The 23,791-nt window shown below is 59.6% G+C and carries 23 protein-coding genes and 1 pseudogene; 13 read left to right on the top strand and 11 right to left on the bottom strand.

Annotated features, from left to right (window positions below; all coding sequences use genetic code 11):
- The 4 genes from BLU35_RS31595 to BLU35_RS31615 all read right to left on the bottom strand — a co-directional run.
- A partial coding sequence (locus BLU35_RS31595) for an IS110 family RNA-guided transposase (protein WP_143033003.1) occupies window positions 1-480 on the bottom strand: 480 nt, incomplete at its 3' end.
- A gap of 1,001 nt (window positions 481-1,481) precedes the next feature.
- Complete coding sequence (locus tag BLU35_RS31605) at window positions 1,482-4,748, bottom strand: error-prone DNA polymerase (protein ID WP_093236079.1); 3,267 nt, start codon at window positions 4,746-4,748, stop codon at window positions 1,482-1,484.
- Entirely contained in the window at window positions 4,745-6,268 is a 1,524-nt protein-coding gene (locus BLU35_RS31610; protein WP_093236080.1) for a Y-family DNA polymerase, read from the bottom strand. The genes BLU35_RS31605 and BLU35_RS31610 overlap by 4 nt, the downstream gene beginning before the upstream one ends.
- Window positions 6,183-6,944 (bottom strand): ImuA family protein, encoded by a 762-nt coding sequence (locus BLU35_RS31615; protein ID WP_093236081.1) that lies wholly within the window; start codon window positions 6,942-6,944, stop codon window positions 6,183-6,185. Before BLU35_RS31615 ends, BLU35_RS31610 begins: the two co-directional genes overlap by 86 nt.
- Window positions 6,945-7,183: 239 nt before the next feature.
- Here BLU35_RS31615 and BLU35_RS31620 point away from each other — a divergent pair, with 239 nt between their 5' ends.
- Both BLU35_RS31620 and dinB read left to right on the top strand, forming a co-directional pair.
- A complete protein-coding gene (locus BLU35_RS31620) occupies window positions 7,184-7,855 on the top strand; it encodes an SOS response-associated peptidase (RefSeq protein WP_093236082.1) in 672 nt (223 codons plus the stop codon).
- Window positions 7,856-7,862: 7 nt separating this feature from the next.
- The gene (dinB, locus tag BLU35_RS31625) at window positions 7,863-8,948 is read left to right on the top strand and encodes a DNA polymerase IV (RefSeq protein ID WP_286161686.1); all 1,086 of its coding nucleotides are present in this window, start codon (window positions 7,863-7,865) and stop codon (window positions 8,946-8,948) included.
- Between the two features lie 70 nt (window positions 8,949-9,018).
- Here dinB and panD read toward each other — a convergent pair whose 3' ends face one another.
- Window positions 9,019-9,471, bottom strand: coding sequence for an aspartate 1-decarboxylase (gene panD / locus BLU35_RS31630; RefSeq protein ID WP_093236083.1), 453 nt, complete (start codon window positions 9,469-9,471; stop codon window positions 9,019-9,021).
- Between the two features lie 607 nt (window positions 9,472-10,078).
- On the opposite strand from panD, the gene BLU35_RS31635 reads away from it, so the two are divergent.
- A complete protein-coding gene (locus BLU35_RS31635; RefSeq protein WP_093236084.1) occupies window positions 10,079-10,384 on the top strand; it encodes a DUF982 domain-containing protein in 306 nt (101 codons plus the stop codon).
- A gap of 259 nt (window positions 10,385-10,643) precedes the next feature.
- Here BLU35_RS31635 and BLU35_RS31640 read toward each other — a convergent pair whose 3' ends face one another.
- Window positions 10,644-11,609, bottom strand: a complete 966-nt coding sequence (locus tag BLU35_RS31640) for a 3'-5' exonuclease (protein ID WP_093236085.1) — start codon at window positions 11,607-11,609, stop codon at window positions 10,644-10,646.
- A gap of 260 nt (window positions 11,610-11,869) precedes the next feature.
- On the bottom strand, window positions 11,870-12,151 hold the full coding sequence (locus tag BLU35_RS31645) for a MurR/RpiR family transcriptional regulator (RefSeq protein ID WP_286161687.1): 282 nt from the start codon (window positions 12,149-12,151) through the stop codon (window positions 11,870-11,872).
- A gap of 596 nt (window positions 12,152-12,747) precedes the next feature.
- Between BLU35_RS31645 and BLU35_RS31655 the strand changes: the two genes are divergently transcribed.
- The 3 genes from BLU35_RS31655 (at window position 12,748) to BLU35_RS31665 (ending at window position 14,319) form a co-directional block, all read left to right on the top strand.
- Window positions 12,748-13,605: a TIGR02587 family membrane protein gene (locus BLU35_RS31655; RefSeq protein ID WP_093236086.1), complete on the top strand. Its 858-nt coding sequence runs from the start codon at window positions 12,748-12,750 to the stop codon at window positions 13,603-13,605.
- Window positions 13,606-13,612: 7 nt separating this feature from the next.
- Complete coding sequence (locus BLU35_RS31660) at window positions 13,613-14,020, top strand: hypothetical protein (RefSeq protein WP_093236087.1); 408 nt, start codon at window positions 13,613-13,615, stop codon at window positions 14,018-14,020.
- 107 nt (window positions 14,021-14,127) lie between these two features.
- On the top strand, window positions 14,128-14,319 hold the full coding sequence (locus tag BLU35_RS31665) for a pyridoxamine 5'-phosphate oxidase family protein (RefSeq protein ID WP_286161688.1): 192 nt from the start codon (window positions 14,128-14,130) through the stop codon (window positions 14,317-14,319).
- 138 nt (window positions 14,320-14,457) lie between these two features.
- Here BLU35_RS31665 and BLU35_RS31670 read toward each other — a convergent pair whose 3' ends face one another.
- Window positions 14,458-15,540: a zinc-binding metallopeptidase family protein gene (locus tag BLU35_RS31670; RefSeq protein ID WP_093236088.1), complete on the bottom strand. Its 1,083-nt coding sequence runs from the start codon at window positions 15,538-15,540 to the stop codon at window positions 14,458-14,460.
- A 285-nt stretch (window positions 15,541-15,825) separates the two neighbouring features.
- On the opposite strand from BLU35_RS31670, the gene BLU35_RS31675 reads away from it, so the two are divergent.
- The gene (locus tag BLU35_RS31675; RefSeq protein WP_286161689.1) at window positions 15,826-17,046 is read left to right on the top strand and encodes an NAD(P)/FAD-dependent oxidoreductase; all 1,221 of its coding nucleotides are present in this window, start codon (window positions 15,826-15,828) and stop codon (window positions 17,044-17,046) included.
- A 168-nt stretch (window positions 17,047-17,214) separates the two neighbouring features.
- On the top strand, window positions 17,215-17,514 hold the full coding sequence (locus tag BLU35_RS31680; protein ID WP_057250048.1) for a PRC-barrel domain-containing protein: 300 nt from the start codon (window positions 17,215-17,217) through the stop codon (window positions 17,512-17,514).
- A 122-nt stretch (window positions 17,515-17,636) separates the two neighbouring features.
- On the opposite strand, the gene BLU35_RS36460 is transcribed toward BLU35_RS31680, so the two are convergent.
- Complete coding sequence (locus tag BLU35_RS36460; protein WP_286161690.1) at window positions 17,637-17,999, bottom strand: low temperature requirement protein A; 363 nt, start codon at window positions 17,997-17,999, stop codon at window positions 17,637-17,639.
- On the bottom strand, window positions 17,942-18,715 hold the full coding sequence (locus BLU35_RS31685; RefSeq protein WP_286161691.1) for a low temperature requirement protein A: 774 nt from the start codon (window positions 18,713-18,715) through the stop codon (window positions 17,942-17,944). The genes BLU35_RS36460 and BLU35_RS31685 overlap by 58 nt, the downstream gene beginning before the upstream one ends.
- Window positions 18,716-19,097: 382 nt before the next feature.
- Between BLU35_RS31685 and BLU35_RS31690 the strand changes: the two genes are divergently transcribed.
- The 4 genes and pseudogenes from BLU35_RS31690 to BLU35_RS31705 form a co-directional block, all read left to right on the top strand.
- On the top strand, window positions 19,098-19,352 hold the full coding sequence (locus BLU35_RS31690) for a hypothetical protein (protein ID WP_093236090.1): 255 nt from the start codon (window positions 19,098-19,100) through the stop codon (window positions 19,350-19,352).
- Between the two features lie 201 nt (window positions 19,353-19,553).
- Window positions 19,554-19,874 (top strand): PepSY domain-containing protein, encoded by a 321-nt coding sequence (locus tag BLU35_RS31695; RefSeq protein WP_057250042.1) that lies wholly within the window; start codon window positions 19,554-19,556, stop codon window positions 19,872-19,874.
- Window positions 19,875-19,895: 21 nt separating this feature from the next.
- Window positions 19,896-20,489: a general stress protein gene (locus BLU35_RS31700; RefSeq protein ID WP_093236091.1), complete on the top strand. Its 594-nt coding sequence runs from the start codon at window positions 19,896-19,898 to the stop codon at window positions 20,487-20,489.
- Between the two features lie 952 nt (window positions 20,490-21,441).
- Window positions 21,442-21,666: pseudogene (locus BLU35_RS31705) on the top strand (amidohydrolase family protein); the annotation flags it as partial.
- A 398-nt stretch (window positions 21,667-22,064) separates the two neighbouring features.
- Here BLU35_RS31705 and BLU35_RS31715 read toward each other — a convergent pair.
- The gene (locus BLU35_RS31715; protein WP_143033030.1) at window positions 22,065-22,397 is read right to left on the bottom strand and encodes a hypothetical protein; all 333 of its coding nucleotides are present in this window, start codon (window positions 22,395-22,397) and stop codon (window positions 22,065-22,067) included.
- A 28-nt stretch (window positions 22,398-22,425) separates the two neighbouring features.
- Between BLU35_RS31715 and ugpB the strand changes: the two genes are divergently transcribed.
- Window positions 22,426-23,730: a sn-glycerol-3-phosphate ABC transporter substrate-binding protein UgpB gene (gene ugpB, locus BLU35_RS31720; protein ID WP_093236094.1), complete on the top strand. Its 1,305-nt coding sequence runs from the start codon at window positions 22,426-22,428 to the stop codon at window positions 23,728-23,730.
- Window positions 23,731-23,791 lie beyond the last annotated feature (61 nt).

The raw sequence follows: 23,791 nt of genomic DNA on the forward strand, positions 1-23,791 counted from the left end.
CACCTGCAGCCCATTGCGGCCGATACCCGCGACGATGCCGAACTCGGCGAGATGAGCGCGGACGGCGTTGATGGTCATCGTGCGTTGGCGAATGAACAGCATACGGGTACGATGAAGCATCAGGATTGACTGCTGATCCACTGTTTTGATCGGGACAAACCGCATGTTCGGGCGCGTCACCGCTTCGCAAATGGCCTCGGCATCAGCAGCATCGTTCTTGTTGCGCTTGACGTAAGGTTTCACATAGCCTGGCGGCATCAGCCGAACCTCGTGGCCAAGTTTTGCCAGCTCCCGCCCCCAGTGATGGGCTGTTGCGCAGGCTTCTATGCCCACCAGGCAGGGGTTGAGGCCCGCGAAGAACTGAACAACATAGCGGCGCTTCAGTTGTCGGCGAACGACCACCGTGCCAGTTGCGGAAACGGCGTGCACCTGGAACACCGACTTGGCAATGTCGAGTCCAATCGTGGTAATCTCTTCCATGGATGGCTCCTCCCATGCGGTCCCTAACAACACCGCAAATATGGCACATCGCGATGCCGGCGGAGGAGCCGTCCACAGCATCAAGAGCAGCCACGAACACAGATCGGGGGATGAATTTTACTACCGATTGACGGTCCGGCGAAGACACGGATAGAATGATCTCTCGAGTTTGCTCGCTAGCTTTGATTATTGCGCGATTGGCATCGCGCTCTGAACGAATCTTCCTTTCAAAATCGCTATCAGACCCCATGTCTCGGACCGGGGCCTCAATTTTGCTTTGGAAGGACTCGTCACGGCCACCGGCACAGTTAAATGCTTCCAATAAGGACATGGTTTCATCCAACCTGACAAGCACGGCGCCGATGCAGCGATCTCATCGAAGGCCGGAGCTTTACCAACGCCTGCGCGATAAGCGCGGGTAACCATTCCGCACAGCCAAAGAACCGCAGCACGCGGGTGACCGCAGGTGAGTCCAATGCCATCCTCTCGTGGTCATTGCCGCCTCCGCCACAAGATAGATTGAAGGTAGACAATGAAGAGCTTGGACGAAAAACTTCTTATTATTTTGGGTGCCTTCCACAGCGTTCGATATGGAGTGTCGCCATCCGTCTCACGCGGCGCTGCTGAAAATCATTCCAAAAAACATGGTCTCGCGGGAAGTGAATACAGCCAGACCCTCGAAGCCGCCCTTGGCGCTGGACTTATCGGACTCTCGTCTGACTCATCTCTCTCAATTCGGGCCGCGGGGCGAACGAGGCTAGGCAAACGCTAGCCAAAGCTTGAGTGCGAGGTGGAGGAAACCGCTCGAGCGGTCCGAGACCTCAGCCCGTATCGTCGGCAAGACAGGCCGCGCCATGCAGACATAGCCAATGAGATAAACGTTGAGCGTCTGCGCCCAGACTTCGTCCGAAACCTCTAAGACGGGGACCTCGCGGAGCGTCAGGGCTTCGAGCCGCACGAAGCAATAAACCGGCTTTCGAGAATTCCAAGGAAAGCACTTCTCAGCGAAAATCCCGCGTCTTCACCTTGATCGCATCGAGATGCAGGTAGGGATCGACGATGTCGCGCGGCCGCGGCCCCTTCGGCAGCCCGCGCGGGTCGGGCGCCTGCGACCCATCATGGAACTCGTCCCCTCGCCCGTGCGGCACCGGAAAGCCGGCATCGCGGTCACCGACGCTTGCGAGTTCGGCTGACAGGTCGGTCAAGCGATGGGCGACGAGATGCACGACCTCGCCTTCCCGTTGAATACAGCCATAGACGCCGAGCATGCCAGCGCCGAGAACCACGCGGCGGTACTTCTCGAAGGTCTTGGCCCAGACAACGAGATTGGCAATGCCGGTCTCGTCCTCGATGGTGATGAACATCACGCCCTTGGCCGAGCCCGGCCGCTGGCGGACGAGCACCAAGCCCGCAGCTTCCAACCATTTTCCGTCGCGCGTCAGCATCGCGTCGCGGCAGTTGACGATGCGACGCTTCGAAAGATCAGCGCGCAGGAACGAGAGCGGATGGTTGCGCAGCGTCAGCCCGACATGCCCATAGTCCTCCACCACCTCCCCACCCGAAGTCATGGGCCTCAGCGCCACAAAGGGTTCATCGAGTTCGGCGACAGTCCGGCTTTCACGGGCCGAAGCGGCGGCAAAGAGCGGCAGCGGCTCGTCGCGCAATGCCTTGATCGCCCAGAGCGCCTCGCGCCGCGCCAGCCTGAGCGAAGGCTGAAACGCATCGGCTTCGGCGAGCTCCACGAGAGAAGCGGCCGGCACGCCTGCCCGACGCCAGAGATCATCTACGGTTTCGAAAGGTCGTTCGTCCCGCGCGGCAACGACCGCCGCAGCGTCGCCATTCGCCAGCCCCTTGACCATGCGAAGCCCGAGACGGACGGCAAAGCGACTTTCGTCTCCTGTTGTTTCGAACGTGCAATCCCAGCGGCTTGCGTTCACACAGACCGGCCGGACTTCGACGCCATGGTCGCGCGCATCCCGCACGATCTGTGCCGCGGCGTAAAATCCCATCGGCTGAGCGTTGAGGAGAGCCGCACAGAAGACGTCCGGATGCCAGCATTTCAGCCAGGAAGAAGCATAGGCAATCAGCGCAAAGGAGGCGGCGTGGCTTTCCGGGAACCCGTAGCTGCCGAAACCTTCGAGCTGCTTGAAGGTCTTTATGGCAAAGTCCGGCTCATAGCCGTTGGCAACCATGCCCCGGACAAGCTTCTCGCCGAACTTCGAGACACCACCGGTATGCTTGAAGGTCGCCATGGCGCGCCTGAGCTGATCGGCTTCTCCGGGCGTGAAGCCGGCGCACTCGATCGCGACCCGCATCGCCTGTTCCTGGAAGAGCGGCACGCCGAGCGTCTTGCCAAGCACCTGCTCCAGTTCCGGCTTCGGGTAGACGACCGCCTCCTTGCCCTCGCGCCGGCGAAGATAGGGATGGACCATGTCGCCCTGGATCGGCCCGGGCCGAACGATCGCCACCTCGATGACGAGGTCATAGAAGGTGCGCGGCTTGATCCTCGGCAGCATCGACATCTGCGCGCGGCTCTCGATCTGGAAGGTGCCGAGCGTGTCGGCACGCCTGATCATCGCATAGGTGCGCGGGTCTTCGGCCGGGATGCTCGCGAGATCGAGATTGATGCCCTTGTGCAGAGCGAGAAGATCAAAGCCACGCTTCATGCACGAGAGCATGCCGAGCGCCAGGCAATCGACCTTCATGAACTTCAAGATGTCGATATCGTCCTTGTCCCATTCGATCACCTGCCGGTCGGCCATTGCCGCAGGCTCGATCGGGACGAGTTCGTCGAGGCGGTCATGGGTCAAAACGAAGCCGCCCGGATGCTGCGACAGGTGGCGAGGTGCTCCCATCAGCTGCCGTGCCAGGTCCAGCGTCAGGCGCAATCGCCGGTCAGAAGGGTTGAGATTGAGCTCCTCGGCATGTTTCTCGCCGACGTCCTCGCCCCAGCCCCAGACCTGTGACGACAGCGTCTTCGTCAAGTCCTCAGGCAGCCCAAGCGCCTTGCCGACATCCCGAATGGCGCCCTTCGAGCGGTAGCGGATAACCGTCGAGCAAAGGGCCGCATGATCGCGGCCATAGGTGTCGAACACCCATTGCATGACGATCTCGCGGCGCTCGTGCTCGAAGTCGACGTCGATGTCAGGCGGCTCGCGCCGCTCCTCGGAAACGAAGCGCTCGAAGAGAAGGTCGTTTATGTCAGGGTCAATCGAGGTGATGCCGAGCACATAGCAGACGGAAGAATTGGCAGCCGATCCCCTGCCCTGGCATAAAATGTCCCTTGAGCGGGCAAAACGCACGATAGAGTTCACGGTCAGGAAATAGGGCGCATATTGAAGCTTCTCGATCAGCCGTAGCTCATGTTCGAGGTTCTTTCGGACTTTGGCCGGCAACCCCTCCGGATAGCGCCAGGCGGCACCCTCCCAGGTAAGTTGCGCCAGCGTCTCTTGTGCCGTCAGCTCCGGGTTTGAACGCTCCTCCGGATATTGATAGGCAAGCTCGTCGAGCGAAAATCGGCACCGCTCCATGATCTCGATGGTGCGGGCAAGCGCATCGGGGTGGCGCGCAAAGAGCCGCGCCATTTCCTCGGGCGGCTTCAGGTAGCGGTCGGCGTGCCGCTCACGGCGGAAACCGGCCTCATCGATGGTGATGTTGTGTCTTATGCAAGTAACGACATCCTGCAGGATGCGCCGCTCCGGCGCATGAAAAATCACGTCGTTGGTGACGACCGTCGGCACGCCGATCGACGCTGCCAGGTTGGAAAGCTGGTGAAGACGCCGCTGGTCATTCGGCCGGCGTCGGAGCGTCAGCGCCAGGTAGGCGCGATCGCCGAACGCTTGCCTCAGACGACGCAGCTGCCGCGCGCAGTCCTCATCAGCGGCATCGGGAAGGACGATCGCAATCAGGCCTTCGCCATAGGCAACGAGATCGGACCAGTCGAGCCGGCATTTCGCCTTGCCGCCGCGTTTCTTGCCGAGTGACAGCAGCCGGCAAAGCCGCGCATAGGCCGGCCGGTCGGTCGGATAGACGAGAACCGAGAGATCGCCTTCAAGATCAAGGCGGCAGCCGACGACCAGCCGAACACCGACATCCTTAGCCGCCTGATGGGCGCGCACGATGCCGGCGAGACTGTTGCGGTCGGCCACAGCCAGCGCTTCGATGCCGAGCTTAACGGCTCGCTGAAACAGTTCTTCGCAGGACGACGCACCGCGCAAGAAGGAGAAATGCGAGGTTACCTGCAGTTCGGCATAACGTGGCGTCGTCATCCGAAGATCCCGTGCAGGAACCATTGGAGGCTGCCGGTCTCGCTGTGTTCGCCGTCGCCTGCGCGATAAATCCAGTAGCGCTCGCCGGCGTCGTCTTCGACCTGGAAATAGTCGCGCACGGCGACGAGCTCGGCGTCGCGCTTCCACCACTCGCCGAAGACGCGCTCCGGCCCATCGGCTCGTCTCACCCGCCGGCGCACGCCGCGCCAGGTGAAACTGACCGGCGGATGATCGGGAAGCAGCGCCATCGTCTCGATCGGTTCGGGATGGACAAGCAGGCGCACCGGTCTTGGCCATTGGCCGGGCCAGGTCTGGCCTTCGTCCGGCGCCATCGGCGCGATGCGGTTGATGGAGCGCTCGGGCACGTCGCTTGCAACCGGTGCAAAGCGAAAGAGCCGACTTGCGCCGATACGGTTTCCCAAGATGTCGATCAGGCCGGAAACATCGGCTTCCGGCTCCTCGACCAGCGAGGAAATGACCTGGCTTGCCACAAGCGGCTCGGCATGACTTGCCGTCAGCGACATGATTTCGATCCCGAAGCCCGGATCGATGGTTTCGATCCGATCGGTGATGAGCCGTGTCAGGCGCTTGGTGTCGCGAACAGGGGTCGCGGTGCCTGCGCGGATCGCCTGATAGGTGTTGTCGACACGGTGGAAGAGAAGATCGACGCGCCGCGCGCCGAGCCCCTTTTCCTCCAGTATCCGACAGAGCATGAGTACCAACTTGGCGACATAGCGGGCGATGGTCTCGGCAGCCGCAATCGGTTCACCAAAGGAGCGGCGAACCTCGATGAGATCGGGCGTGCGCACAGGGTCGATGGGCTCTGCAATCTTCCCCAAGGCCTGGTCGAGACGACGGCCAAGCTCGGGTCCAAATCTAAGGGCAAGCGGCGCCCGCGGGACGCCGGCCACCTCGCCCAGCGTGTTGAAGCCCAGCACGCGAAGGCCATTGACGATCGCGGGGTCGAGGCGCAGCGCTGAGATTGGCAGGTTGCGGATGATGTCCTCCTGCGCCCTCGGCGCGACGACAAGCGTCGGACAAGCGACAAACCGGGCGCCGGCATGGGCCGCCCCCCAGGTGTCTGCAACTGCAGCCCGCGCTTCGATGCCGGATCCGAAGAACCGGTTGACCATGCCCGACAGCATCAGGTCTTCGCCGCCATGCAGATGATCGGCACCGGTCGTATCGATCACCAAGCCATCAGGCGGATCCGCGGCAACGATCGGTGCGTAGCGCTGCAGCGCCCAGAGCGCCAGGCGTTCGAGCGCTTCTGCATCAGCCGCCGGATCGGCGTCCATGACGACAAGATTTGTGACGAGCGCCTGGGCCTTCGTGGCAGCCATGCCGGGCCTCAGGTTAGCGGCTATCGCCGCAGCATTCGCCGAGAGCACCACGCGCCGGCGTTTTTCGCGACCGACGAGGACGAGAGGCGTCTCAGCCGGTGGCGCTGCGTCGCCGAGCTTGCGTCTCAGGCGATCCGTGGACCAGCTCGGAAGGAAGAGCGATACGACCCTTGGCATCTGGGGCCTCCACTTCGAAATCTGCACTTTCGCCGGCGCGGCAGCGGATAAGTTCGACGAGCCAACGCGCGCGGCCAACGCCTGGAACCGGCAAGGGGGCAGACGGCAAGACGGACACCCGCCAACGCGTGACCGATGCCGTCGGCTGCCCAAAATCCGAGGCCTCGGCCTGGCGCCGCCAGCGGCGGATCGCAATGCCCATTGTGCCAGACCCTTCGGCCGCAAGCTGCAAGCGGCGCGAGGCGGTCATCGGAAGACGTGCGAGCTCGCCGACGACGGCTCCGAGGCCACCGTGGCGAAGCCCCTCTTCCATGCAGGAGAGAAGCGCCTTTTCGTCGCCAGCCTCCACATAGATGACGCGACTCGGCGCCAGCCCCACCTGGGCCAGCGCCGGTGCGAAGAGATCGGGCCGCGTCACGCACCAGAGCACCTTGCCCTTCGAGCGGGCGGCGATACCAGCCGAAAAGAGTGCCGCCGCGGCGCCGTCGATTGCACCGTTGCCGCCGCCGGCGACCTCATGCAACGAACCGAGTGTGAGCCCACCGCCCGGCAAGCGCCGATCGATCTCGACGACACCAAACGGCAGCACCTGCCGTCCACGGCCGCTTGTGCCCTCGAGGCTCTGGATGCGCTCGCGAAGTGCTGAGACGACGATATTGTCGACTGGACGGGACATTTTGGAAGGAACTCTCCTCAGGGCTATGCATTAGCGCTTCCTGTTGATATGTTCTCTATTTGTTCCTATTTGAGTTGCGAGTCAACGAAGTTCAGAAAAGAGCCTGTTGATTGCGATCCGGACGGCCAGCACGGAGACGCGGCCTCGCGCAGACGGATGCGTCGGCCGCCGGGAACGGCGACAGAGGCGCGCGGGCGCTGGTCTGAAAGACGGATAAGAAAAGCGGAGGACCGGAGCCGATGTGCAATCTCTACAACATCACGACGACACGCGATGCCGTGATCGCATTCACCAAGGCCTTTCGCGACAAGGCCGGCTGGAACCAGCCGTCCTATGATGTTTATCCAGGCTATCAGGCGCCGGTTGTTCGCGTCGGCGACGACGGTCAACGCGAGATCACGCGGGTCACCTGGGGCATGCCCTCGCCGCCGGCTTTCGTGAAGAACTACGATCCAGGCGTCACCAACATCCGAAACGTCACCTCTCCGCACTGGAGACGCTGGCTCGGGCCGACCAGCCGCTGCGTCGTGCCCTTTACCTCCTTTGCCGAGCCGGATCCGGCAGCTAAGGTTCCCGGCGGAAAAGTCCCGAACTCCTGGTTTGCCGGCAACAAGGAGCGGCCGCTGATGTTCTTCGCGGGCTTCTGGACACCATGGAAGGGTGTGAGGCGTGTGCGCGATGGTGAGCGCGAATACGAGCTCTTCGGCTTCCTCACCACATCCCCGAACGAGATCGTCGCTCCGATCCATCTCAAGGCCATGCCGGTGATCCTGACCACCCCTGAAGAGGTCGACCTTTGGCTCACCGGATCCTGGGACGAGGTGAAGCACCTGCAGCGTTCGCTTCCCGGCAATATGCTCGTTGTCGTCGAGCCGCCTGCGCCATCGCCGGGCGAGGAACTATTGCTGTGAGCGAGCCGTGACAGAGACACTCAGGCAACTGCGCAAGGTCATCCACGTCGATATGGATGCCTTCTACGCATCGGTGGAGCAACGGGACAATCCCGAGCTTCGCGGGCTCCCGATCGCCGTTGGCTTTGGCGAGGCCCGCGGCGTGGTGGCAGCCGCAAGCTACGAGGCGCGCAAATACGGCGTCCATTCGGCCATGCCGTCCGTCACGGCCAAGCGGAAATGCCCGGAGCTGATTTTCGTGAGGCCGCGCTTTGATGCCTATCGCGCGGTTTCACAGCAGATCCATGCAATCTTCGCGGAATATACGCCCCTGATCGAACCGCTCTCGCTCGACGAGGCCTACTTGGATGTCACCGAGAACCTCAAGGGAATGGAGGTTGCGACCGAGATTGCAGAGGAGATCCGCGCAAAGATCAGGGCAAGGACCGGGCTTACAGCGTCGGCCGGCGTTTCCTACAACAAGTTCCTCGCCAAGATGGCTTCCGACCAACGCAAACCCGATGGCCTCTTCGTCATTACACCGAAGAATGGTCCGGCATTCGTCGAGGCACTGCCCGTCAAGAAATTCCATGGCGTCGGCCCGGCAACCGCCGAGCGCATGCACAAGCTCGGCATCGAAACGGGCGCCGACCTGAAGGCTCACGATATCGCCTTCCTGCAGCAACACTTCGGAAAATCTGGCCCCTATTTCTACTGGATCGCCCGCGGCATCGACGAACGCCAAGTGAAGGCCGACCGGGTGCGCAAGTCCATCGGTGCGGAAGACACGTTCTCCGTGGACGTCCATGATTTTGAAACCGCGCGAGCCGGTCTCGAACCGCTGATCGAAAAGGTCTGGCGCTATTGCGAGGCGAGCGGCATTCGCGCCAAGACCGCGACGCTGAAGGTGAAATGGGCGGATTTCATGCAGATCACGCGAAGCAAGACAACAGCGGCACCGATCGAGAATGCCGCCGAGCTTGCCGCGGTCATGACACTACTGTTGTCTCCGCTTTTCCCTGCTCCAAAAGGCATCCGGTTGCTGGGTGTGACCCTGTCGTCGCTTGAACCAGCCAGACTCGAAAGCGCGCCGCAGTTCTCATTCGCGCTTTGAGGAAGACGCAAAAGGCCGGCCGCGCCAGCGACCGCGGGGCCCAACATGCTTGGGTACTCTCAGCGAACCATCAGCTGCCGGACACCATGAGCGGTATCGGCAATGCCGTCTCAGCCTCGTCGAGGATTTCGAAGGTGTATCTGCCTGATGCATCGACCCCCACCGAGTAGCTGAGGCGATCTTGCACGTGGTTGTTTTCGTCGAAAGTCAGGATCTTCGGCTTCAAGGAAGTAAGCCGGCTTTCGTCGAGGTAGACCGAGTTGCACATGATGATCTGGTCACCGGGCTGGCAGGTCCGTGCGGCCGCTCCATTGAGGATGCAGCACCTGGACCCGCGTTCACCGAGGATGACGTAGGTGGAGATGCGCGCCCCGGAATTCTTGTTCCAGATCTCGACGAACTCCATCGGCAAGATGCCGGCCTCCTCACAGTGGTCCGGGTCAAGGGTGATCGACCCATGATAGTTGAGGTTCGCCTCGGTGACATAAATGCCATGGAGCTTCCCTGCCACCAGCTTTCTCATGCTTTGTCACGCCTCGCGGTTCTCGCGCCTTGGCGCTGCCGACCGAGGCGGAAATCTTCGCGCTCCGACAATCGCCAAGCGGAAAGATTGGAAAGAAAGCCCCGCCGAGGAAGGCGGGGCAAGGTTCGCACCCAGATGGCTCTCTGAACGCGGGGAAGAAAAACTACATCGGCCAAGCCGATGCACTCAGATACGAACAAAGTCCCCTGCAAGGAAGGTCGCTTTCGGCAATTCCGGTACGGCTTTGCTAATATATCAAACCTGCTCAATGACGACCCCGGATCTCGTGACACTCGGTGCCCGCCACAAACGCGCCGAGTATTCTGATCGCTGCTTACCTGCAGTTTCGAGACGCTTTGCGCGGCAGCGATCAGACAAGCTCTATCGTCCTTCCTAAGTCCGCCGCGGACACCTCGCGATACCTATGGCTGGAGGCCGGCACTAGGTTCCCTCACCGCGTTCTCGCAATCCGTACGGCGAATGTACTAGCCCTGCCCCCCGAGATGACTACTGTATCAACGTTGAAGGGCGGGGCTTCTCGCTGTATAGTTTCCCTTATAATTTATTTTAATTTTTTCAAACCATTAGCCTGCGGAAGGAGGACATTATGCGCCTTCCTGAGATACTTTGGGCGGTTCCGTTATCTGTTCGTTTACAGTCAGGAGCCAACCGCATTTTCGCATCCGTCTACGACGCGCTGGATTTTCTAGAACATGAATGGCCGTTACGGCACGGACAAGGCTATGAACGAGCCGTGATGACGTGCCGGGGCGCATTGAACCATTCGGTTCCATCTGCAGTCGCGCGCGAGGCCTTCATCGGCGCGTGCTTGGAGGCTGGCATGGCAACGTCAGCGGTTGCTGCCCACTACCGTGCGCGCTCGGGACCTCACGGCAACAAGCCATTGGCCTGACAACGCCAATTTGCGCACGAAAACCGCAGGCACCGACGGGCAAGAAAGCCGGGCTCCAAGTCATCGAGTCCCCGGCATTGGAGGTCGTTGTACCACATGTCCGCTCTGCCCCGGTTACGGCGTGCCAGTTCTTCCGACCTCGTGCACGTGTTCCTGCTCTTCGCGGTAGGCTTGTTCCAGGCGGTCGATCTTCGTCAGACGTGCGCTGCTTGTTCGTGCCGCCCGACGGCGTTTGAATCCGATCGATGTCAGTCGACCTTCAGGCCTTGAAGCGATCAAAGGCGGTGAGATACCTGGTCGGAGGGTCAGCATCCCAGCGATAGATTTCGGAGCGAAGATAGCGCAGTTCATCGTCCAGCGCATCTTCCTGAAGCTCGATCCACCACGACTTCGGACGGCCGTCGCTTCCGTCCGACCAACGGTAGCCGCGGGCTTTTAGATGATCTTTCATGTCGAACGGGCTGTTTTCGGCAAAGATGCGCACGCGCGATTGCTGGCTCGCTTCGTAGAGTTCGGCAAACGGCGTACGCGCGTCCTCGGTGCGCGCTTGCGCAAGCACCTCCAGCAAGGCGAAGCAATCGTCGACCGCCCGATGCCCTTCATGAAAATAGCCAGTCTGGCCGATCAGATATCCGAGCTTGGTGCCTTCAAAGCCGCGCCCCGACCAATCGATCTCAGAGACCGAGCAGGCCCATGCCTTTCCGGTGAAAACGGGAGAAAGTGCCTCACAAAATGGCCGATCGAAACCGGCGTTGTGCGCGATCACAAGATCGGCGTCCTCGACGATGGTCCGAAGCTGCGCCAGATCGATCATTTGTCCGGCCACCATCTCATCCGTGATACCGGTCAGCCGCGTGACCTCGGCCGGAATTGGGATGCTTGGTTGCTGCAGACCGCCGTAGACGCCCGTGACAGCGCCGACAGCGCCGGTATCGTCAAATGTGAACGCGACGACACCAATTTCGATGACCTCGTCCTTGCGATGGTTGAGGCCAGTCGTCTCGGTATCGACGATTACGCCTCTTAACAGAAACCCGGGGTGCGGCGAGATCGTCACGGGACGCGGTTCAAGCTTTTTCAGGATGCGGTAGCGCCCGGTTTCACGAAGCACGCGCACCATATCCTCTTCGCTGAGCGCGGTTGGAGGATGTTGCTTCGCCGGCGAACCAACCGCCTTCTGATTTGTCGCATCGTTCGCGACGAACAGATCGAACTGCTGCGTCATTCGTTTAACTCGGAACCACCATAGATCGACTCACCGGCTGCAATACCGGCGCATTCCGCTATAAGCCATCCATCTGAACAATTCAGGAGGAATCACGGAACGGTCGAAATCCTCACCGCTCCTTCATCGCGCTCGACGAGACCTCGGCGAGCGGTACCACGACGGTTCCAAAGCGTTATTCGAGATCTCGCTCCCAGGCCTTAACAAGGTATATGATCCTGGCAAATCCGCTGGTGTCGCCGAACAGAGAACGCCTTGCCCTAGAAGGGCGATACGCTCCTTAGATGCTGTCGAAAGAACGTTTTGAGATCGCGAAAATTGTCGAAGCCGAGGACAGTCGCAAGGCGTGTAACCGTCGTCGCCGAAACCGAACAAGCGGTTGCAACTGAACGGGCGCTGCCGAAAGCGACGAGATCAGGCTTTGCCAATGCCATCCGGGCGACTCGTTCAAGCTGTTTTGGAAGCATAACATCCTTGGATGCGAACATACCCCTAAGCTCGGTCACATCACCAGGGCGTCTTGTTGCCTCATTCGTTTTCATGCCGATTCTCCATTGCCTATCACCGCCACAACGCGGCCGATGCCTATCTCAACGGCACGACTTCGCGAAAGGAGCGAGTGTGCCTTCCCGCTACGCCTACCCGCCCGATCATACCCAAGCCACACAAGTGTCGATGAACGCGAATGAACGGGAGACTTCTGCGGCGAGCCCCGCGCTTTCTCGAACGAGTGGATCGGTGCACTCGAAAGAAAACGCACCACGATATCCAGCCTCTAGAAACACATTAATCTGCCGACACGTGCCACCGCGATCCGGTCGTCGACGAGCACGCGGTGTGCATCGAGGCGCTCGTCAAGCGGCAATGCGGGATCCGAAATCCCTGAGATGTGTACCAGGGCCGTATAGTCGGGGAAAATTGGCCCGCCACCGGCGATCGCATGCTGGGGTGCGGCGTTCCGCAGGCTTGGTAGCGGCCGCGCGCGCCGACGCATCCCTTGCTGCAGCCGACGCGATCCGGGAATGGCCAGACCCTTGAACCTTTGAACTTAGACTGCAGAACGGGGGGCCGTCCCTCCAAGACCAGGAACTTGCGGAGCTTGTCGACGTTTTGAGATGGCAACCGAAAGGCGACAGAAATGGCGATCGAGCAGACGCGTGTTGATTTCGACCACAGTCGGTTTGCCAAGGGCCTGGCGCGCGGATTGGCTGGCGCTCTGCTCTTTGCGCTGCCTATGTTCCTGACGATGGAGATGTGGGAACTTGGGCTCTATATCGATCGATCGAGGCTCCTTCTGGTGCTCCTGGTCAACATCCCCTTGCTCATCCTTCTTGCGCGCCAGATCGGGTTTGAAAACATTTCGACCTGGCATGAGGCAGTGCGCGATGCCAGCATTGCCTATTTCCTGGGACTGTTGGCCAGCGCTAGCGTGCTGTCTGCCATAGGCGTTCTAAGTGTCGAGCAGACTTTGCCCGAGGCGACAGGCATGATCGCCATTCAGACGGTTCCGGCCAGTATCGGTGCATTGCTTGGTCGCAGCGAGCTGGGCAGACGCGACGATGATGACGAGGACGCACAGGACCCGATCGACGATGACACGCAAATTGGCTATGGCGGCGAACTCTTCATGATGGCCGTGGGCGCCTTGTTTCTCGGATTGAATGTCGCCCCGACCGAGGAAATGATCCTGATTTCCTTCAAGATGTCACCCTGGCACGCAATCGCACTCACCGTTTCTTCCATTGTGCTGATGCATGGTTTTGTCTACGCGCTGTCGTTTTCGGGCGGGCACGAATTGGAAGAAGGCACACCCGTTTGGCATGCCCTTGTCCGCTTCACCCTCCCCGGCTACGCCGTTGCCTTTGCGATCAGCTTCTACTGTCTCTGGACGTTTCATCGGCTGGACGGGATCGAACTGACTCAGGCGATCATGAGTACGGTAGTACTTGCATTTCCATGCGCGATCGGCGCTGCAGCCGCGCGGCTCATTCTCTAGGTGACCTATGGCGAAACCGTCGAAATCCCGCTCGATTGAAAGTGGCGAAGGTCACTGGATCGAATGGCTCACAGGGTCGGTCTCAACCATCGGTGTGATAGCCCTGATCGGGTGGGTCGGCTTCGAAGCTGCGACGCAGAGCGATGGAGCTCCCGACCTGTCGGTCAAGACGATCAGCAGCGCGAGCCGGGACGGCGAATATCAGGTCATGTTCGACGTTGAGAACGCGGCCGACCGGACTGCCGCCGACGTCGTCGTGCGTGGCGAGATCACCGCCGGAAACACTGTCATCGAGACGGTCGAGATTACACTCGACTACGTCCCAATGCATTCAAGGACGCGTGCTGGATTGATTTTTCGCAACGATCCCGCCGGGCGATCCCGGATTTTTGCCACCGGCTTCAGCGAGCCGTAGCTTATGGCGACATTGTTCGGGCCGCCAGGAACCTCTTTGAACGGGCAGGGTTAAGGCCGGCAATCGCTAGGGATACCTCGAAGGAGCTGAAGAGCATCGATTTTGGAATGCTCGCGACAAAGAATGCGGATGGCGCGATCTGCAGCCGACCGATGAGCAACAATGGCGACTTGGAGTATGATGGAGCCTCATGGTTCTTCTACTACGGGGACTCGCGCAAGATTGCCGACATCAATGCCGGCCCTCAGGTTGGCGTCACCTATACTACTCAGCAAGCCCGGCATATTCATTGCAATTGAAGGGAACGCCTCTCTCGTCAAGGACAGGGAGATGCTCAAGAAGCACTGGGTGAGCGATCTCGAAAGCGGGAACGTCACGATCCCGTAGGACGGCATGCCTGTTAGTCTCGTTTCGTCGCAGCGTCCCATTGCCTCCGGTTAGGCGCGACCGTTTTGAAGGCGCGCTTCTGCAATCAGCCGATTGATGAAATCGAGTTTGGCTATGACCGGTGGCGAAAGAACGAACGGATACATGTCCCGTTCGCCCATGGATCGCTGGAAGGTGTTAAGTGCAAGGCTGATCGGAACCCAGGCATCCACCAGTTGCTGAGCATTCTGCGCCCGATAAGGGTCAAAATCGACCTCCGCCCCAAGGGCGTGGTGACGGAACGGTTCTATCGATAGCCCGAAGGATCTGGCCGTCTCCAGCGTATCCACAATGTGAAACAGGTGGGCCCAGCATTCGGCAAAATCTTCAGATGGGTGGCTGCTTGCGTAAGCGGAAATGAAGGTATCCTGCCAGTCCGCAACTGGACCGTTGTCGTAGCTTTTCTGGAGCGCGGCCGCGTAGTCGTCGCGCTCGTCACCAAAGAGAGCGCGTGCCTCCTCGAGCAATGCGCCCTTTCGCACCAATTGCTGAAAATAGAAGTGGCCGATCTCGTGGCGAAAGTGTCCAAGCAGGGTTCGGTAGGGCTCCCCCATCGAAACACGAACGGTCTCGCGAACGATGTCATCAGCCTCTGCCGCTCGAAGACTGATCAACCCATTCTGGTGCCCGGTCATCGCAGGGCTGACGTCGCCGCCTTCATCGACTGGATCTTCCAGAAAGTCGAACACCAGCCCGTCTTCCGGGTCGACGTCTCTTCCGGGACACGGAAGGCCAAAGCGTAGAATGGAATAGAACAGGTGGCGCTGGGCAGCGCCAATTCTATGAAACCTTGCGAGGCCCTCCGGGGTATTGGTGTTGGGAATGAGCCGATTGTAACGTGCAGGAATTGCCAGACGAATTGGATCGTCGGCCGCAACTAACCAGTTGCTCCCATCTATGCCTGCGTTGGCACAGAACCGCCAGGTTTCGCCAGGCCGTGAGGGGATGCTCCACAAACCGTCGCCTGCTTCCAAGAGAGTGTGCAGTGTCAATGTGTCTGCAACAAACCCGACCGGGGCATTGTTGGCCCCGACGCTGAAATGATTGTCGAAATAGAGCGGAAACCCGCTGATATCGCATTGGTAAAGCCGCATGCCAAACACCCTTTGCAACGTCGCCGCATCGCTTAACGCGCGAAAAACGAGATCGGGCGAGGCAACTCATCAGATTTTTCCCGTTCGCCTCGCCCGATTTGCAAAGGCTCAGGTGGGGAGCCTTAAGTCGGAGCCCTGCCGGGTTCGACCGGCGAGCGTTGGACCGAGCACCTTGACTAGTCGACCACCCCACCCATGTCCTTCTCATGTCTCCCTATCTGACGCGGCATGGGGAGCTGATCTTGGCCGCTTGTTGCCCACAGTACGACGCATATGGGAGTACGAATGGAGACAATTACGCGCAAGCGCAAACTGCGGTCCTTCCAGCCATTGTGGGCAACCACTCGGAAGATCCAGGTCGCAGCTCAACAGCGCATCCCTGCCAACGTCGTCGACGTGCTGATTGTCGGCGCCGGCATTGGAGGGGCGCTGATGGCCCTGTCCCTTGCCAAGCGAAACATGACAATCCTCGTTGTCGATCGACGGCAACCGGTGCAAGGTAGCACTCTGGCCAGCACCGCGATGATCCAGCATGAGATCGACATGCCGTTGCATAGGCTCACGGCGATGCTTGGGCAAACAAAAGCCCGGCGCGCTTGGCAACGCTCCGCCAAGGCCGTGGAAACGCTAACTTCGCTTGTCGATAATCTTGGGATCGACTGCCATCTCGAGCGGAAGTATTCGCTCTACCTCGCTGGAAATGCCTATGGTGCAAGAGCGCTCGCCACAGAGGCGGAAGCACGCGAAAAGGCTGGCATTTCAGCAGTGTTTTTCAATGCCGCGCAACTGCGCGAAAAGTTTGGGCTGGAGCGAACTGCTGCGATCGCGTCCGCCATCTCCGCGTCCGCAAATCCCGCACAATTAACCGCCGGCCTGTGGCGCGAGGCGCAGGCAGACGGTGTGGCGATTGTAGGAGATACTGAGATCACCGACGTTCGCAGCCTCGATGACTGGAACGCCGCCGCGACATCAAAAGGAGAAATCATACAGGCCAGGCATGTCGTCTTTTGCACGGGCTACGAGTTCCTCGATGTCGCGGCCAACCAAGAGCATCGGATCTTCTCCACCTGGGCGCTTGCAACCAGACCGCATCATCCGAGGCCCCGTTGGCTCAAGGATTATGTGCTATGGGAGGGATCGGATCCCTACCTCTATTTTCGCTCGACTGCGGATGGCCGCCTCATGGTTGGAGGTGAGGACGAAGAAAGCCCCACAGCATTTCAGGACCCCATCAAACTCAAGTCAAAATCCAAAACCTTGCGGGCGAAGCTGTCGGCGCTCCTGAAAATACCGATCGCCGAGCCCGCCTATCAATGGGCAGCGGCCTTCGGCGCGACCGCCGACGGGCTTCCGATAATCGGTTCGGTTCCAGGGCTCAACAATGTTTATGCTGTGATGGGATATGGCGGAAACGGCATCACCTACAGCCAGATCGCCGCGGAGATCGTGTCGTCAGCAATATTGGGGCAGCAGGATCCGGACAGCGAACTTTTTGCGTTTCGCTGAGATCGCGCGGCTTTGTCTTGCACGCGGGTCACCTTCGCAATCGTCTTGTGACTGATCGCAGCGGAGGAGGCCTCTCTCAGACCGAGGCCAACAGAAAGCTGCTTCATCAATGGAACCGTTTACCGCTGAGCCGGTTCTTTCAGTCCGACTTAACCGGAGACTAAAGAGATGGACCATACCAATCACGTGCGCCTTGATCCTTCTGAACTGATACCAGCAAACCTCGAAGGCGCGACGGTTTACGGCGCGGACGATGACAAGGTCGGAACGGTGGATCACCTTCACGGCGTCGGCGCCAACAGCACTGCGATTATAGATGTTGGCGGCTTCCTCGGGATTGGCGCGAAACCGGTCGCCGTGCCGTTGGCGGATCTCGACTTCATGCGTGACGATGACGGCGACGTTCACGCGATCACCACCTGGACGAAGGATCAGCTCAAGGAAATGCCAGAGCACCTCGACTCATGACCCGAGCGCAGTCGCTAGAGCTGCATCATGGAATGTGGCCATACGGTGCAACATGAACATGGCTTCCACCCTCAAAAAAGAAACGGCCTACCCGTCGTCAGGCAGACGACGGGTTGGTTTCGTCAGTGCGCTGGCGGCGCGTCCACCGGCCACCTAAGTGCGGCATATTCCCATGTGGCGGCAACAAGCAGGCTGATTGTCGCGCCAAGAATCAGGGCGTAGGTGGGCAGAAACGAGAACGCTGCCATCAGCAATCCGAGCGCCACTAGGCCGGCTATGTGAGACACAGGCAATCGGCTCACCGCCGACAGCTTCACCCATATGTTCCCAAAGAGGAAGAGTGCCGGACCACCAACCACGACCGACGCTGTCTTCAGGCTGGCATCCTCCTCCGCGTGCGACAGGGAAAAGTCCTGCCCGACCGCCGTCAGAATAATTCCGACGACGATCGGGAGATGCCCATAGGTGAAAAGATTGTGGGCCACAGATTCCGGTCGTGACGCCTTTTCCGCTTTTTCTGCCGCGACCTCCTGTCCGCGATGAAATAGATCCACCACATTGCGACGGTGCTTACAAAGGCGCTGCAGAAGACCGGGAACGTCAGATCGGCATCCATATGCTCGACGGTGTTACGGCCCGTGGTAAGAATGGTTTCGCCCAGACAGATAAGGACGAAAAGGGCGCACCTCTCCGCCAGATGCTCTCCGGAAAGGATGAGAGTTTCCCGGGCCGCAGGCCCAAGACCGGGAACGTTGTAGCGAACGAGAGGGCCTGCATATTCAATTGAGACCGCCGCCGCCCAGGCAACCACCCTTGCCTCGAAGCTCAGGAATGCACCCGCAATCCAGAGAATACCGGAACTGGCCGCCCAGAGAGTAATGCGAAGAAACGTCATCGCGGTCTCTTCGTCCTCGTGGCGGAAGGCGAGCCAGGTGAAGGCTGACCTCCCGACTTGAGTGGCAGCATAGACGCCAGCGAAGGCAAGAGCGTACTCCCCGAAAGCTTCCGGGAGCGCGATCGCCATGAGGATGCCGGCAAACATCAGTGCGAAGAGCATGTAGCGAACCGGCAAGCTGTCCGGCTCCAGCAGGTTCGTCACCCACGTCGTGGTGATCCAGAGCCACCAGATCGCAAGCATGAGCAGAAACGCCTCGCCGACTGTGGCCGAGGTGAAATCGGCAGCGAGTGCGTGGGAAAGCACACAAAAACCAGATCGAAGAACAGTTCGGGAAAACTTGCCTTCGAGTTGTCGCTATCGCGGTCTCGGATCCAACGTTGTTGCGTAGCCTGCCTGCCCATGTCGCGGCTCCTCGATTATCCGAAATGCAATCGGCGCAGATCACTCCGAACCGTTCTATTTTCCGGCAAGGCTCTCGAGAACGTTGGCCCATCTCTTAAAAGGGGCGCCGACCCCGACAAGCGATTATAAGAGCGCAGAATACGCGCACCTCAAACGCTCCTAATCCCTGAAAGTTCCTTGAAAAAACTTCGATTTCCGGCTCCGGTTTGAGGGAACAGATCCGTTGTTGTGCCGTTCAGTCAGCGTGGAAGCCGGTGCCTTGCCGGCCATAGGAGAAACAACCATGATCTTGAAATCTGTCGCTAGCCTCGTCGCCATCGCGGCGTTCACTGCACCTGCCGTTGCACAGACGAATGTCATCTGTGACGAAGCCTCGATTGCCAAGGCCGAACAGCAGATCGGGCAAATCTCCGACGGCGCAAAGAAAATCGAATCCACCAAGGAACTGGCCATGGCGAAAGAAGCCATGACTGCCAATGACGTGGAAAAGTGCAAGTCGCATCTCGAGAATGCGATCAAGGGCATGGATGCCATGTAGGCGCGGCTTCAAGGCGTCTGTTGCCCACCGCCGCAACGCCAATTTCGGAGCCTCCCTACCCCGAATTCGAGGAGGTCGACACGTATTTTTCGAGAAATCGAAATCACTGCGTGAACGGCAAAAAAACTCGGGAACCAAAAAACTCTAGCAAAGTTTGACCGGTAGTGCCTTCCACGGGCTGAAAACAAGGATGTAGACATCATGAAAAAACTGCTGCTCGCCGCGGTATTCCTCGGCGCAACGACCTTTGGCGCGCTCGCGCAGACTTCGACGCCTCCGGCCACTACGAACGGTGACACGCCGGCCGTCGCGACGCCGGACTCCACCAATCCCACCGCCCCGGTCGCCGGGGCAAACAGCTTCACCGAAGAACAGGCCAAGAAACGCATCGTTGAAGCCGGTTATACCGACGTTGCCGGTCTCAAACTCGATAGCGAGGGCGTCTGGCGAGGCAGCGCCATGAAGGACGGAAAATCTGTCCAGATCGCACTCGACTACCAGGGCAACGTGGTCGCCAACTAATCCCAGCAGCGAGGAACCCACATGAAAACCGTTAGTGGACTTTTTGACGATTACTCCGATGCACGCGCGGCGGTGAGCGCACTGGAAGATCGCGGCGTGCCGTCTGACGATATCAGTATCGTTTCTAACAATGTCGGTGACCGGTACTCCAAAGACAGCAATGCCGCGGAGGGCGCAGGCACAGGCGCAGGTCTAGGTGCTGCAGTTGGCGGCATCGGGGGTCTCTTGACCGGGCTTGGCGTCATGGCCATTCCCGGTGTCGGACCTGTGGTGGCGGCGGGCTGGCTTGCCGCAACGGCAGCAGGTGCAGCAGCAGGCGCAGTCGCCGGTGGCGCTGCGGGGGGACTGATCGGCGCGATGACCGAATCCGGCGTTCCCGAAGAACATGCCCATGTCTATGCCGAAGGCGTGCGCCGCGGCGGAGCTGTTGTCACCGCCCGGGTTGATGAGAGCCTCTACGCGGACGCCCAGGCCATCCTACGCCGGGGCAGCTGGGTAGATCCCGAACAACGCCGCGCGGCTTACCTCGAGCAAGGCTGGACAAGCTTCGACGAAAAGCTCGATCCCTACACTCCCGAGGAGATCGAGAAAGAGCGTCTCCGCTACAGGCTTTGACGGGAACCGGGAGGGCTGCAAAAGCGTTTATTACCCAGCCCTTAGAACTCGATTTCGGCCCCGCTCGGGGCCGATTTTTTATTGCTAACTACTGCGCGATCACAATCGCAACGTCAGTCTCGTCCTCTCAACGTGCGACCTCATCGGCCAGCGAGACGACGGGTGGTGCTTGCAGGCGGCCCTCCCGCACCGTTTGCAGCTCTCGGTCGGCGGAGACGGTCGCAGGCCGCATGGCTAGGACTGCGGCGTTCATACGGTCCGTCGCTCTTTTGCGATGTCGGCGCGGTTCATGGCGCCTCGATCACCGTCGCACCGGGTTTCAGTCACTCCGTATTCACCATCTCCGGACCGGCGGTTCGCTATCCATCAAAGACGGACTGCGGCGACTGGCGCGAACTCTCGACAACTCTTTACGTAAGAAACGGCGTCGTATCGTCTAGCTTTGGGTTTTCGGGAAAAGTCTCCAGCAACGGAGCCGTCAATATTGCCCACACCTTCATCCATAAGGGGAGGAAAGGAGGTAACACCCTGACGGGAATGATAAAGGGAGGTAAAGGGACCGGCAGGTTTAGAGGGACCGGGGCAGGCAGCGGCTGTTCGGGAACTATTACTATGAGTAGGATGTAGCGTTGTCAGTGCAGCTGCGAAATGCGGCCGGTAGTTAGAGCCGCGGCGCGGCCAACCGTCCGCCTTGCCAAGCATCGGCAGCCTCGGCCGGGAGACCGACGGCGATACCTGCTTACCATGTGGTGATCGGGACAAAATTCGGCTTCAAAAAGCCGGCCCTCGCCCACGCTTCGCATAGGGGCGAGGACATGCTGGCAGCACTGCAAACGGTACTTTCGACCGAGTCTCATGACTTCAGCCGGCGTCCCGGGGTGGAGAAATTCCTCAAGGACCTTGCAGAGTTCTGCCGGAGGCAGAAAAGCGCGGGGCCGAAACGGAGAAATTGCGCCAGCCCATCATACGCGCCCTCGACCTGGGCGTCGACATCGTCGGCGGCATCCCGCATTTCGAGCGGACCATGTCCGAGAGCATGCGGTCCGTTACCGAACTTTGCGAGATCGCGGCCAAGCGTGGCCTGATGGTCGACCTACATTGCGACGAAACTGACGACCCGCTTTCGCGCCATATCGAACACCTTGCCTATGAAACTAAGAGGCTCGGCCTGCAGGGTGCGCCTTGCCAATGAACTGCTGTCTGTCCAAAGGAGAAGTTTCGGAACCCTATGAGTATCTGCCCGTTTTTCGTTTGTCCTTCGGGCCACATTGATGGCGCGGGGCACTAGTCCGAATTAATGCCGAGTGGATCCAATGGTCGATAAACTGGACGAGCGCGGCGAGCCGCTGTCAGTAACGCATGATGCCGAAAGGACTACTTTCTCTGCCAGGGAAACACGCCAGGCGAGAATGGGCAGGCGCGTGTTTGTGGTGCTTGCGGCGAGCCTAGCCCTCGTCCTGCTTGCGTGGGGGGCGGTAGAACTGACAAGCCGTGGCACCGGAGACCAGTCTAGAAGCGAAGGCAGTGTCACTGCGCTGCAGGCACAACCCAAGTAATCGAGCCGCAGGCGCCAGGTTAGAATTTCACAAAGTGGTGGCCAAGCAAGCGCGCGATCCGGGACAACCGACGCCGCGTTTCTCGTTGCCGAAGATGGAGAAGCAGCTCGAGAATGAGAATGCGCGGCTTATAAAGATTGTCGTGGACCTGACCCTGGACCGCTAGATGCCGCAGGACGCCATTCGGCTCGAAGGCATGAAACAGAACGAAAATTCCACCGAAAAGCAGCAGGGAATTCGCCATTCCATTTTCTCTTGCAGGTTCGTTCCCGTTCGTTTTTAATCCGCCTACTTTCGCCACGAAAGTCAGTCGCGTTTGATCGAGGAGGGTCGACGCGATCAAGACAGACATTGTCGTCTTAATAATCGGAGGAACCACCATGTCAGCTTTCAAATGGACTCTTGCGGCCACATCCACGCTTTCAATCCTTGCTGCTTCCAATGTCTTCGCGGCGACGGAACTTCAATGGTGGCATGCCATGACGGGCGCTAACAACGAAACGGTTGAAAGGCTTGCAAAGGAATTCAACGAGAGCCAATCGGAGTACAAGGTCGTTCCAGTGTTCAAGGGTACCTATGCTGAAACATTGAACGCGGGCATCGCTGCTTTCCGTTCCAAGCAGGCGCCTGCAATCCTGCAGGTGTTCGATGCGGGCAGCGGCGTGATGCTGGGCGCCGAGGGCGCTGTGGTGCCGGTGGCGGACGTTCTTCAGAAGGGCGGCTACGAGTTCAACAAGGATCAGTACCTGCCAGGCATCGTCGCGTACTATTCCAAGGCTGACGGGACCATGCTGTCCTTCCCATTCAACTCGTCCTCGCCGATCCTCTATTACAACAAAGACGCCTTCACGAAGGCCGGCATCGATACCGCAAAGCCACCGGCCACATGGCCCGAGGTCTTCGAGGCGGCCAAGAAGATCAAGGCGAGTGGGGCGGCAAATTGCGGCTTCACATCGACCTGGCTGACCTGGATCCAGACCGAGAACTTCTCCGCCTGGAACAACGTGCCCTACGGCACGAACGAGAACGGCCTTTCTGGCCTCGAAGTCGAACTGAAAATCGACGCTGCGCTCTTCGTCGAGCATTTCCAGTCGATTGCTGACCTCGCCAAGGATGGAACGTTCCGCTATGGCGGCCGCACATCGGAAGCAAAGCAGCTGTTCATGTCAGGCGAATGCGCCATCCTGACCGAATCATCCGGCGGTCTCGGCGACATCGTGAAGTCGGGGATCAACTATGGCGTCGGCCAGCTTCCCTACTATGAAGGCCATGGTCCGCAGAACACCATCCCCGGTGGCGCAAGTCTCTGGGTCTTCGCCGGCAAGAGCGACGGCGAATACAAGGGCGTGGCCGAATTCTTCCACTTCCTCTCGAAAACGGAAACCCAGGCCCAGCTTCACCAGGTTTCGGGCTACCTGCCCGTGACGCTGGCAGCCTATGAAGAAACCAAGAAGTCCGGCTTCTACGAAAAGAATCCGGGCCGGGAAACGCCGATCAAGCAGATGATGGGCAAGGCTCCCACCGAAAATTCGAAGGGTGTTCGCCTCGTCAACCTCCCGCAGGTTCGAGACATCCTTAACGAAGAGTTCGAAGCGATGCTTGCTGGCCAGAAGGATGCAAAGACGGCCCTCAGTGAAGGTGTAACGAAGGCAAACGCTGCAATCAAAGCAGCGATCGGAAACTGAACCTCTAAACGAAATGTCCGCACCGCAAAGCGGTGCGGACTGGTATTCCATGGAGGGGACG

This window comes from Sinorhizobium sp. NFACC03 (assembly GCF_900103435.1).
In the GTDB taxonomy this organism is placed as follows: domain Bacteria; phylum Pseudomonadota; class Alphaproteobacteria; order Rhizobiales; family Rhizobiaceae; genus Ensifer.